Source organism: Marinobacter sp. CH_CUG1437-1, assembly GCF_037029655.1.
GTDB classification, from domain to species: domain Bacteria; phylum Pseudomonadota; class Gammaproteobacteria; order Pseudomonadales; family Oleiphilaceae; genus Marinobacter; species Marinobacter salsuginis.
In genome coordinates this window covers 819,613-831,937 of record NZ_JAYMEW010000001.1, presented here as the reverse complement: position 1 = coordinate 831,937, position 12,325 = coordinate 819,613, and the positions used below count along the sequence as shown (strand labels likewise).

General features: G+C 56.4%; 10 protein-coding genes. 3 read left to right on the top strand and 7 right to left on the bottom strand.

Translation table 11 applies throughout. From position 1 onward, the window contains the following. Nucleotides 1-58: 58 nt before the first annotated feature. The 6 genes from WA411_RS03775 to WA411_RS03750 form a co-directional block, all read right to left on the bottom strand. Nucleotides 59-967: a lysine exporter LysO family protein gene (locus WA411_RS03775; protein ID WP_291904569.1), complete on the bottom strand. Its 909-nt coding sequence runs from the start codon at nucleotides 965-967 to the stop codon at nucleotides 59-61. 26 nt (nucleotides 968-993) lie between these two features. Then, entirely contained in the window at nucleotides 994-1,362 is a 369-nt protein-coding gene (locus WA411_RS03770; protein WP_209399602.1) for a PA4575 family protein, read from the bottom strand. Between the two features lie 12 nt (nucleotides 1,363-1,374). After that, nucleotides 1,375-1,695, bottom strand: coding sequence for a DUF2288 domain-containing protein (locus WA411_RS03765; protein ID WP_291904570.1), 321 nt, complete (start codon nucleotides 1,693-1,695; stop codon nucleotides 1,375-1,377). A 97-nt stretch (nucleotides 1,696-1,792) separates the two neighbouring features. Then, complete coding sequence (locus tag WA411_RS03760; protein ID WP_264766279.1) at nucleotides 1,793-2,173, bottom strand: response regulator; 381 nt, start codon at nucleotides 2,171-2,173, stop codon at nucleotides 1,793-1,795. 15 nt (nucleotides 2,174-2,188) lie between these two features. Continuing rightward, entirely contained in the window at nucleotides 2,189-3,352 is a 1,164-nt protein-coding gene (locus tag WA411_RS03755; RefSeq protein WP_291904572.1) for a response regulator, read from the bottom strand. Then, the gene (locus tag WA411_RS03750) at nucleotides 3,349-5,031 is read right to left on the bottom strand and encodes a diguanylate cyclase (RefSeq protein ID WP_291904574.1); all 1,683 of its coding nucleotides are present in this window, start codon (nucleotides 5,029-5,031) and stop codon (nucleotides 3,349-3,351) included. The genes WA411_RS03755 and WA411_RS03750 overlap by 4 nt, the downstream gene beginning before the upstream one ends. A 97-nt stretch (nucleotides 5,032-5,128) precedes the next feature. Between WA411_RS03750 and WA411_RS03745 the strand changes: the two genes are divergently transcribed. The 3 genes from WA411_RS03745 to WA411_RS03735 are packed head-to-tail and all read left to right on the top strand — an operon-like array spanning nucleotide 5,129 to nucleotide 11,681. Then, the gene (locus WA411_RS03745) at nucleotides 5,129-6,937 is read left to right on the top strand and encodes a sensor histidine kinase (protein ID WP_291904576.1); all 1,809 of its coding nucleotides are present in this window, start codon (nucleotides 5,129-5,131) and stop codon (nucleotides 6,935-6,937) included. After that, nucleotides 6,912-9,743, top strand: coding sequence for a PAS domain-containing protein (locus tag WA411_RS03740; protein ID WP_291904578.1), 2,832 nt, complete (start codon nucleotides 6,912-6,914; stop codon nucleotides 9,741-9,743). The genes WA411_RS03745 and WA411_RS03740 overlap by 26 nt, the downstream gene beginning before the upstream one ends. A gap of 3 nt (nucleotides 9,744-9,746) precedes the next feature. Continuing rightward, nucleotides 9,747-11,681, top strand: a complete 1,935-nt coding sequence (locus tag WA411_RS03735; protein WP_291904580.1) for an ATP-binding protein — start codon at nucleotides 9,747-9,749, stop codon at nucleotides 11,679-11,681. Between the two features lie 36 nt (nucleotides 11,682-11,717). Here WA411_RS03735 and WA411_RS03730 read toward each other — a convergent pair whose 3' ends face one another. After that, a complete protein-coding gene (locus WA411_RS03730) occupies nucleotides 11,718-12,257 on the bottom strand; it encodes a ferritin-like domain-containing protein (protein WP_069182226.1) in 540 nt (179 codons plus the stop codon). Nucleotides 12,258-12,325 lie beyond the last annotated feature (68 nt).

The following is a 12,325-nucleotide window of genomic DNA, read 5'->3' as shown; positions in this document are numbered from 1 at the left end:
TAGTTTACTGTGTCACATGCTACCCGTAAAACCGCAATATGCATTGCACCGTGTCAATTTATCCCAAAGACAGGAATACCCCCATCAGCACAGGGGAGAGAAAAGAAAGCAGAAAGCCGGAGGCGATGGCTACCGGCACGCAGGGCAACCCGCCACTGCTGCGGATCACCGGCAGCGTGAAGTCCATGGCGGTCGCTCCTCCGTAACCGATGGCCATGGCCGGCCGGCTGGCAATCAACAATGGAATAATGGCCAGCGCAACAATCTCCCTGAGCACATCATTGAGGAAGGCTACGCCGCCCCAGGCGGGCCCGAGGGCTTCGCCAATCACAATGCCGGACAGCGAGTACCATCCAAATCCGGAGGCGACCGCCAGGGCGTCGTGCCAGGGCAGCCCCAGCCACGGAATCAGAACGGCACCCGCAGCCAGGGAACTGACCGTCAGAGCCAGCGCGATACCCAGGCCCTGGCGGTTCATCAGCAGCTTGCGCAACGACAGACCGGCATTGCGCAACTGGAGGCCAATCAGGAACAGGAGGAACATCAGGGCCCAGGTAGCCAGCTTTTCAGCCATCGGCATGTCAGGCAGCAGGTAGTATCCGGCGAGCAGCCCGGCAATAACCGCTACCAAGGGTTTCAGGCCGGCGAGGAACAGTCTGCGGTAACCCGGGCTGACACTGCCTTCAACACGCTCAACCGACATTGGCTGCCAGCGGTGGAACAGCCACAGCCCCATCATGTTAGCGACGAAAAGCACCAGTACCAGCGCCATGACCTGGGCAGCCATACCGCCCAGTTGCGCCGCGAGCCCCTCCATCTGGCCAAGCCCCAGGCCAAGCAGCAGCAATATGAAATAAACCAGGCCTTCCACGGTGTAGTGAATGATGGTCATGGCCCTGCGATCCTCCAGGGCGATGGCAAAACCCAGGAACAGGGGCGCAAGAATGAGCAGGGCTCCGGTCAGCATGGTGTCCTCAAAGATAAAGGAGGTTGTCAGATCAGGGGTTTGAACTGGTCGGGGTCGGCCTCGGAGCTGGCCTGTTCAGCCCCTGAGGTTCCAATGGTGCGGGCAAGGCGCTGAGCAGTCACGGACCAAACCGCGTAGTCGCCTGGCTTCGGATCGTAACCCTTTCCCATCATAGTCCCGGCGATACTACGCAATACCGATTCGGCACTGGCAACGGTCCGCCAGGGACCACGCAGGAATTGGCCACCGGGGCGACCCTGGTCAGGGCCGGAGAGCGCCACCAGACCCCAAAGACCATCGCCAACTGGCCGGATGTGGAGCTCGATACGCTGATCCTCGCGAAGCATTACGAGATCTTTCAGTGGGCCCCGGCCGTGAAAATAATGCAGTTTCATAGAACCCTGCGCTTAGTGAAGCACATGACCAGAACGGTCCTGTACCAGCACCCAGGGCGCGACGACAACCGCCCAAAGCTCTGCATTCAGGTCGTACCAGGCCTGGGCCGTTTCGGGCGCTACGTCACCAACTTGCCCCTTCTCCATCCATTGGGCAAACCGTTGTTTATTGTCCGCAGCCAGTTCCGCGGCCACGTCCAGCAGATCGAGATCCGGGGACACGCGAACCACCTGCCCTCGTGCAAAGTAGGTCTGCAGTTCGTGCCAGTGAATACGGGAGGTTTCCAGATTGAGCTTTGCTTTCAGCTCATCCCGGGAAGGGGAAGACGACATCAAGGGGCCTCAAATACCGAAAAAGACCGCTACAGGTTAACCGAATCAAGCGCCGCAAAACCACCAGCCGTCAAAATTTCAGGGCCTGGCCAATGGTTCAATCGAGCTTTTCCCAGATTTCCCGAATCTGGTCCGAGAGTGTCATCGGGTCGAAGGGCTTCGGAATAACGTCCACGGCTCCCAGGGCCAGATAGCCCTTGACCTCATCTGGCTGCACCTTGGCCGTCATAAAAACAGCGGGGGTCTGGGCGAACTCGGGTTTTTCGCGGATAGCCCGCAGTGTACTTGGCCCATCCATGGTTGGCATCATTACATCCAGAAGGATTAGCTGCGGTCTGAAACCATCAAGATTCTCAAGAGCGTTGGCACCCGAATGACAGGCTTTCAGGGTGAACCCGCCGACCGCTTCCAACGCCAACTCGGCCACTGCCCGAATGTCTTCTTCATCCTCGACCAACATGATTTTTTCTAAAGGCATTCCAGACTCTGACATCTACCCACTCCCCGTATCCGATGTTTTTTTCCTGGACTCCAGCCAGTCCTCCAGCCCGAGATGCCTGAGAAGCCTGGAACACTCCGGGTTTTCTGCCTGACCTCCAGCAATCAGACCAGCCACCCGCATAATGAGCAGGTTCTGCCTGACATCCTCCCGTGCGAGATAATGTACCGCACCGGACATCTGCCGGATGGCCAGCGGCAGCCGCCACTGTACCTTCAGCGTGTTGCCATACTGCTTTGCCCATTCGCGAAGCCCGTTTTCAATATCCCCTTCAGTCAGCTCACCGCCTTGCTGAACAAACTGATCCATCACATTCAGCACGGCCAACTCGCCCATTCGGCTCAGCAATCCAGCGGTCTGAAATTCGAGCGCCTTTTTGCCCAATACGAGGGCGAGCTTCTGGGCTTCCGACCCTACAGCTTCGGCCTGAGCCTGGTGATGTCTGGCGCTTTGCGCCAGAGCAGGAGAACGGAAGGAGGACCCCGTATCCAGAGCCAAAGCCAGGGCCTGACTCAAAGCCATGGGCACTCCCATTACCGAAATGGCATCACGGACAGTCGCAACGGGCTCTCCAGTTCGCCGGAACGAGGACCGGTTTGCCACCTCCAGCAGTCTGGCACACAACGACGCTTCTTTTTGCCAACGTTCGGCCAGTTGGCCGCCAGAGAGGTCCTGAGCCCGCTCCATCAAACCAAGAATGCCGGAAACATCCATACGGGTAGGTATCTGCAAACCGGATTCCAGTTTCCGCGATAGCATCTCAGCCAGTGTTTCGACGCTTGTATCCTCGGGCAAAACCGCCTTGAGCATGCCGGAAAGACGCTCATGCAGCATTTCCACACTGAACGGCTTGCTGATGTAACCGCTGATTCCGTAATGGGCTGCTTTGAGAATGGAATCGCGATCTGCCCGGCCCGTTACCATTACGACTGGCATGTTTTTGTCAGCTGCGCGGATTTTCCTGAGAACATCCAGACCGGTACCATCTGGCAATGACCAGTCGATCACGAACAATCCTGGTGCCCTGCTACGCCACAAATCCAGAGCTTCGCTGACCGTGAACGCCTTGAATACTCTCAATGCAGGATGAAGACCCGCAACCACGGTCTCCAGAAGATCCGCCATCAAGTCGTCATCTTCGACGATAATTACGTTCATCCGGGTTCAGACTCCTTCTGGGCCCAATCCAGATCATTTATCGAGGTAACACCGTTCCTGCCGGCGGCTTTGCGAGCATAGAGCGCTCTATCAGCGGCCTCTATCGCGTCTTCAGGCTTTTCATAGTCCTCAAGAGGCGCCATACCGACACTCAATGTCACGGAAAACGTTCCATCGGAACCGCTAAACTCGATCTTCGACATCTGCTCGCAGACCGCTTCCATCGATCTACGCGCGTTTTCAAGCGTGCAGTTCGGCAGTGCGACAATAAACTCCTCGCCACCGTAGCGACCGATCACATCGGTTTTTCTCAGGCGATGCCGAAGGAGGTTTGCAAGGCCCTTGATCACAAGATCACCAACTCTGTGTCCATGCCGGTCATTCACCTGTTTGAAATGGTCAAGATCAAGCATGGCCACCACGGAGGGATAGTCGAGTCTCTGGCAACGGCCATGCTCTTTCCCGACTTCCGACTTGGCCAGCGAATGTTTCAGTAACCCGGTCAGGCTGTCCCGCGAAGCCAGCTTGTCCAGTTGCCTGGCCCGATAGCATCGGACTCTGGCCGCCTGCAACAGGATCCTGTCAGACACGGGCTTGGTGAGAAAATCATCGCCACCCTGGGACAGGGCATCAAACTGGAATTCACTATCCTCCTCGGAGGACAGGAAAATGATGTGCAGACCCACCCACTCGGGATCAAACCGGAGCATTCGTGCCAGGGTAGTACCGTTAAAGTTTCCCATCTGGACATCCATCAGAATGATGTCCGGCCGAAACTCTGACAGGGCGCTCAGGACAGTTGCGGGAGAGCTGACCCGTCGAACCTCGAAACCACCCCCTTCCAGAATCAGGCTGTAACGTTCCAACAACTCCGGGTCATCATCAATTACCATCACCCGGCCGGAACCGAACTCCATTTTTTCATTGATGAGCCGTTCCATATAATCCGCCAGCACCGGTACATCGACAGGCTCGCTGACAAACCCATCCACGCCCAGCGCCGCAATCCGATATCGTTCATCAAACGCATCACTGGAACCAATGCAAATGATGGGGGGGCGGTCTTGTGAAGGCCATGGAATCTGTTCCTGCGCAATCAACACATCATCACGGATGAGCACAACGGAAATCCGGGACAGATCCTTGGAAAAAAGTTCTCTTGGGGTCGCGCATTGGACGGAAAAACCATGGGGTACCAGCAGATTCGCCAGGTATTCACCGGATGTTTGTTCGGGTTCGATTATCAAGACCTCAGGCTGGCCGGCACTGTCGGTGTTGCTGTCCTTGGGAGTTTCAGTGGCTTCCCCTTCGCTTTCTTCGACGGCGAGCAGACTCTCCAGGCCGCGAACCCTGCCAATGAAGTTCTCGTTCAGAAGCATTTCGTGAATCTCGGACAGGTCCCCGGGAGCACCCGTCTCACTCTCCAGGTAGGGTTTGAGGACGAGCTCCAACGCCCGGGCTTCCTCTCCAAGCGCCCGAAAACCAAACGTGCCGGCCGAGCCGGCAAGTCGGTGCAGAACCTGGTAGGCACGCCTGACCTCTTCCTGCCCGCCCCGTCCAGCTGCGGCATCCATTGCCATCAATTCGATCAGATTAATATCCCCTGACGCCTTTTCCCTGAAGCGCGTTTTCAGGACATCAAGCTTGCGTAAAACGTCAGCCGCTTTCTCGTCAGACATACATCACTCAATCCGATCTGCACTTCACCTGATTTATGCCATACTTCCGCTGAAATACTTGCATCATTTTTTTCAGAGTACCACCGGGGAAATCGTTTTGCCGTCACTTTCGCTCGGGACCCGCCTGGCCATTATCGTAATCCTCGGATCCATAACCACCGTCGGGGCGGTGTTGGCTGTTGCCTACAAAGCCCTGGTCGATGATTTTGAGGAGCTGCTCACCGAGCAACAGCTTGTAGAGACTCGAAGAATCGCCTCCGAGGTAGAACAGCGGCTCGAACTGAAGCTCGATGTGCTTAGCGAATCGGCTGCCATGATGACAGACGGCAACAATCTCCATTCCCTGACCGAGCTCAACTACCAGCTAAACCGCCAAAGCCTTCTGCGCTCACTCTTTCCAGATGGCCTTATTGTCTTCGATGCAGGCGCAACCGCAATTGCAGAAAATATTCACGTACCCGGTCGGGTCGGAACGAATTACTCCGACAGAAACCACTTCCGGCGTGCCATCCGGAGCAGAGCACCCACCATCAGCCGACCAATCCTTGGTAGGACAACCGGCGTCCCACTGTTGTCTTTTCTGTCCCCCATACAATCCGATGAGAACGATCTTCTGGGATTCCTGGGCGGCACCGTCAATATTGGCCAGACCAGTCTGATACCGGAGGATATGCTCAAGCGACTGCGGGATGATCAGGATCGCTTCAAAGTGATCGATATCGAGAATTTTCTCTATATCGAGGGCGGCCCGTCACCCGGCAAGCGAGTGCAACCTCTACCAGAGCCAGGAGAGGATCCTCTGGTTGACGCAGCCCTGTCCGGCATCACGTTCGGAACCGTGACGGACAACAGCGGACAGCAACTGATTTACGCTGCCAGCCACCTGGAAGACCTCGGCTGGATGTTCGTCCGTTCAGTGCCCTACGAAAGGGCCACCGCGCCGGCAAACGACTCGTTCCTCAATTTTCTGTGGATCAGTATTGCCATCAGCCTGGTCATCGCCCTGCTGGGATTCTTTGCCAGCCGTTCCGCCGTCAGGCCACTGGCCAGGATGACCGAGACCATAGAGCAAATGGCCCAGAGTCCTTCCAGTGGACAGAGACTGGATGGAAAAGGGGCCAGTGAGACCCGCAAACTGGCCGCCGCCTTCAATCAACTGATGGCCGAGCGGGACGCCATCAGTACCATGAAGGAAAATTTTGTCTCCAATGTCAGCCATGAGTTAAGAACACCGCTGACATCACTGAACGGCGCGCTTCGTCTGATGGCGTCCGGGGCGGCCGGCCAACTGCCAGAAAAAGCGGAAGAAATGGCCCAACTCGCCCTGCGGAACGGCGATCGCCTTCATCTGCTGATTTCGGACCTTCTGGACTTCAGCAAACTTACTGCCGGCCAGATGAACGTGACATTGTCTGACCTGCCGCTAACGCCGATTATCGAGGCGGCTATCTCCGGCAATGCCGCACTCGCCGCGGAGCACGACTTGTCACTATCCACCGAAGGCCTGGGCGAACAAACGGTTTTTGCGGACGAGCACCGACTCCGGCAGGTTCTCGACAACTTTATCAGCAACGCCATCAAATTCTCGCCGCCAGACCAACCCATCACCATCTCGGTCCAACTGGCTGCCCCGGGTTTCACCCGCATTACCGTCTGCGATCGGGGCGATGGCGTACCAGAGCAGTTTGAAGACGAGCTCTTCGAGCGTTTCTCCCAGGCGGAGGTTGGCACATCAAAATCCATAAAAGGCACCGGCCTGGGCCTGGCGATCTGCCGGGAATTGGCGAAACTGATGAAGGGTCGGGTCGGCTACTTTTACGACAACGGCGCAAACTTCTGGATAGAACTACCTAATAACAAAACCGAGGACATCACCATCGATGAAAGCGCCGGACCTTCCTCCTGAGGAGCTTGAGCGCCAGGCGGCGCTTGAACGTACAGGCCTGCTCGATACCGAACCCGAAGAGCGTTTTGATCGTTTCACGCGGATGGCCTGCAACGCGTTTCGGGTACCCATTGCGCTGGTCAGCCTGGTGGACGAAAACCGGCAATGGTTCAAGTCCTGTCAGGGACTGTCGGCCTCCGAAACATCTCGCGGTATATCCTTCTGTGGTCACGCCATTCTCAACTCCAGCCTTTTGGTGATCGAAGATGCGTCGCTTGATCCACGGTTTTCAGACAACCCGTTGGTCACCGGCGATCCACACATACGCTTCTACGCGGGCGCGCCCCTACACAACAGCGAAGGGTTCAGATTAGGCACCCTCTGCCTGATTGACAGGGTACCGCGCACGTTTGGTGAAGAAGACGAATCCCTGCTGCGGGAAATCGCCGACTGCGTGGAACGGGAGATTAACCTTCGGGCCGCAGCGGAATTTTATAGGGACCTGAAACACAGCGAGCGCAGGGCCAGGGCAATTATTGATGGCACAAGGATCGGTACCTGGGAGTGGAATGTACAGACCGGTGAAACCGTCTTTAACGAGCGTTGGGCCAACATCTGCGGCTACACACTTGAGGAGCTGGAGCCAGTTAGCATCCAGACCTGGCTGGGTCTCGCGCACCCGGATGACCTTCCGGAATCGGAACGTTTGCTTAACGCTCACTTCGTTGGCGAACTACCGGAGTACGACTACCGATGTCGCATGAAACACAGGGATGGCCATTGGGTCTGGGTTCACGACCGGGGCCAGGTGTTCGAATGGACGCCGGACGGCAAGCCTTTGATGATGTACGGCACCCACGCCGATATCACCCAGGAGATGGACAACCTGAACAAGATTAAGCACCAGAACGAGGCACTGAGCATACTCAGCGATCTGGCTCTGGATGCCGAACCCAACGACGGCAGACGCATTGAGAAGGCCCTTCGTCTGGGAGCGGACTACCTGGATCTGCCTCTGGGAATCGTCAGTGAAATACACAGCAACGTCTATTCCATCCAGTGGTTTGTCGCTCCGGAAGGCTCTGGCCTCGAACAGAAAGCCAGCTTTCCGCTGAAAGACACCTATTGTTCAATGCTTCTGGGGTCCAGAGAGAGCCTCGCCATTGCCCACATGGCCAAATCAAGCTATCGCGGCCATCGCTGCTATGACAAGTTTGGTCTGGAAAGCTACCTGGCGGCTCCTATTTTTATCCGGGACCGTTTGTATGGAACGCTCAACTTTTCATCCCCCGACCCACGCGAAGAGGACTTCACAGAAACCGAGGTTACCTTTGTAACGCTACTGGCACGTTGGGTCGGCGCCCTTATCGAAAGACAGATCAGCGTCCGGATGATCACCAAGCTGGTAGAGCAGACCCCAGGAATGCTTTACCAGTATCGGCTCTGGCCGGATGGCCGTGGCGCGTTTCCATACAGCAGCCCGAGCATTAAAGACATCTATGGTGTCACCCCCGAGGAAGTGCAGGAGGATGCAACCATCTGCTTCACGAGGATTCACCCGGACGACCTGCCCAAAGTGGCTGCCAGCATCGACGAATCTGCTCAGACACTCTCGATCTGGCATTGCCATTATCGGGTCGACAATGGCCAATCTGGCTGGCGCTGGGTGGAGGGAAAATCATCGCCCGAGCTGATGCCAGACGGCAGCATTATCTGGCACGGCTACATTGCTGACATCGATGAGGCAAAACAAACTGAGCTCGCTCTTCAGGAGAGTGAGGCCCAGCTTCGCGGGTTTTATGAACTGTCGCCTATTGGCATCGCTTTGAACGATTACCGGACCGGTGCCTTTCTCGATGTAAACGATGCACTCTTGAGACCAACGGGTTACAACCGAAACCAGTTGATGGGCCTGGGTTATTGGCAACTCCTTCCGCCAGAATTTGAAGACCAGAAACAGCGAATCATTGCCGAGCTTCAAAATGGCAGGCATTTTGGGCCCCATGAGGTCGAGATCATGCGCGCTGATACTTCCACCTATCCTGCCATCGTGCGCGGCATGAGAATCAGCAGTCCATCGGGCCAACCGCTGATCTGGACGCTGATCGAAGATATCTCTGAGCGAAAGAAAGTTGACCGTATGAAGAGCGAGTTCATCTCGACCGTCAGCCACGAACTCAGAACACCGCTCACTTCCATATCAGGGTCTCTTGGCCTGGTCGAAAGCGGCACGCTTGGCGCACTCCCGGAAAAGGCAGAGCGCATGGTGTCGATCGCCCACCGTAATACCGAGCAACTGAAGGAACTGGTTAATGACCTGCTGGATATGGAAAAACTTGTTTCCGGCAAAATGACCATGAACCTGCAGCTCCACGAGCTTGATCCGGTGATAAAGGAAGCCGTGGAGCGCCTTGGAACCTATGCCCTGGAGAGTGGCGTTACTGTCAGAGTCCAAAGCAGCTCTCCAAAAATCGTGTCGAAAATCGATCGCTCGCGCCTGGGTCAGGCCTTCACCAACCTGCTGTCCAATGCCATCAAATTTTCCCCTCCTGACGGACAGGTCCTGGTGCAAATAAAGGTTGAGGACAGCCGTGTTCGTATTCGGGTAATCGACCAGGGGCCAGGTATCCCCGAGGGGTTTCGCGGTCGGATTTTCCAGAAGTTCGCCCAGGCGGACAGTTCCGACACCCGGGGCAAGCGGGGCACCGGCCTGGGCCTGGCCATCACGAAAGAAATCATGACCCAGATGGGCGGGGATGTCGGGTTCCAGTCCCGGGAAGGCAAGGGCTCAACGTTCTGGCTGGAGCTGGCGCAGGTGAAGACATAAACGATGATCAACACTCGAAGCCGGGCCATTTTTGCCCTTGTCTGGTTGGCGCGAGTCGCGGTCCTCGCGCTTCTGATCGCGGTGGCACTGGTACTCGACAGTACCGCAACCCAGAATCATCGGAGCGATGTTCGTCAGGAATGGCAAGCCAGGCTCAACGATAAGAGCCTGAAGCTGCAGAGTACTATTCTGCAGAACGTTCAGACCGTATGGGGGCTTGCTGCCAATGTCTCTGTGCAGCCAGCAATTTCCGAGGCCGATTTCCAGAAGCTCGCTGCAGTAATATTTGCTTTGGCACCGCAACTGCGGAACATCGGCCTGGCCCCGGACCTTACCATCCGCAATATCTATCCGCTGGAGGGCAATAGGGCAGCTCTGGGTCTTGATTTAACCAGTCAAAGTCTCTCCCCAACCCAGGTGGCGGAGCTCAAAGACTCGCGAAGGGCGCTGTTCAGCGGCCCGATCAACCTTGTCCAGGGCGGCCAGGGAATGGCGGCCCGGATTCCCATCTTCGAGAATGAATCCGGTCAGTTCTGGGGGGTCATTTCCGTGATACTCGATCTCAATCGCCTTTATAAAGCTGTGGAAATGACGCTTTCAGAACCCGGTCACCTGGCGCTTTTTCGAACGTCCGATCTGGCCCGGGAGGGTGATCCATTTTTCGGTGATGCCACAACGGACTGGCAGGACCCCGTCTCCACTGAACTCAGCATGCCTGGCATCGACTGGACACTCATCGCCCAACCCCTCCAGGGCTGGCCAGAACATCCGGAATCGCCAGTGTTCTTTCGATCACTTTTACTGCTGGTGGGTTCGCTGATATTTGCGGGCACCTTCTGGCTCACCAGCCTTCTGCTTCGGGACTATCAGATGCAGCGACGTTTCTGGGGCCTGTTCGAACTGGCTCCCTTTGGCATCGGGCTATACGAGAGCCAAAACGGAAAACTCCTGCGCGCCAACAACAGCTTTGCCAAGCTCTTTGGAAACAGGGCCAATTCCCTGGGTTTCTTCAATGATGTTTATGACCACGCGAACCGGATTGTCCCGGACAAGCCCGACATCTCTGGTCTTTTAAAACGAGATATGCGGTTCAGCGGATTGGAGGGTTATTTTCCAGACGCACACAATGAACTGAACCCGGTTCTGCTGCACGGCCTCGCCCTGGATGAGCAAAACGGCGCCCCGGTGATCTGGCTCATCGCCGAGGATATTTCAGAGCAAAAGAAGGCAGATCGGGCGAAAAGCGAGTTCATTTCCATTGTCAGCCATGAACTGCGAACGCCCTTAACGTCGATAGCCGGTTCCTTGGGCCTTATCTCGAATAACGCAGCCGGTGAACTTCCACCAAAAGCATCGCGACTGGCGGGCATCGCTTACAGGAACACCCAGCAACTGACGCTGTTGATCAACGACCTGCTTGATATCGAAAAACTGGTTGCCGGCAAAATGGCTTTCCACATGGATGAGTGCCCGGTGGCAGAGATGGTGCAGGAGTGTCTGGAACGCATCGAGAGCTATGCAGCAGACAGGCAGGTAACGCTGAAGACGGGGCATATGGATGATGTCTCTGTGAGGGCCGATCGCGGACGTCTCTGTCAGGCGCTCAACAACCTTCTGTCCAACGCTATCAAGTTTTCACCAGAGCAGTCGGAGGTGACAGTCTCTTGTGAGCAATTGGAGCAAACCCTACGCATCTCGGTGTGCGACCAGGGCCCGGGAATCCCTGATGAGTTCAGGGGCAGGATCTTCCAGAAGTTCTCTCAGGCGGATTCTTCTGATCGCCGCGCGAAAGGCGGCACGGGACTCGGGCTGGCCATAACGCGGGAATTGATGCACGCAATGGGTGGCGATGTCGCCTTTGAGTCTGAACCGGGCCAAGGAGCCTGTTTCTGGCTTAGCCTGCCCCTCGCCAGCACAGATGAAAAAGGCGCTACCTGACAGGCAGCGCCCTTATTCCTCACTGGATGGTTCTGATCAGCTATCCAGCCCTTCGAGCAGACCGGCCATATCGTCGGCGTGCTCCTCTTCCTGGGCCAGGATTTCCTCGATAATTCGCCGGGAAGTCGGATCCTGATCGCCAAGATAGCGGGCAATCTCACGGTAGCTGTCGATTGCAATGCGCTCGGCCACCAGATCCTCGACTACCATGTCCCGGAGCGTTTCGCCTTCGACGAACTCCGCATGGGACCGGGTCAACAGACCTTCCGGCGAAAAGTTGGGCTTGCCCCCCAGTTGCACGATGCGCTCCGCCAGCCAGTCGGCATGCTGCTGCTCCTGGTCTGCGTGCTCGAGGAATTCCTGGGCAGCAACATTGGCGTTGATGCCATCGGCACGGAAGTAGTGGCTCTTGTAACGCAGAGTGCAGACAATCTCGGTGGCCAGCGCCTCGTTCAGAATCTTCACCACATTGTCGCGGTTGGCGCCATAGCCCTCGGTCAGAGCCCCTTCTTCAATGTGTTTGCGGGCCCTTTCGCGAAGGGTTTTGACGTCCGTCAGAAACGGTTGATCGGTCATAAGGTCTCTCTCGTTTCTCTCATGTATTTCTTGAATTCGGCATGGCGGAAGCCCGCCATGCCATGTCC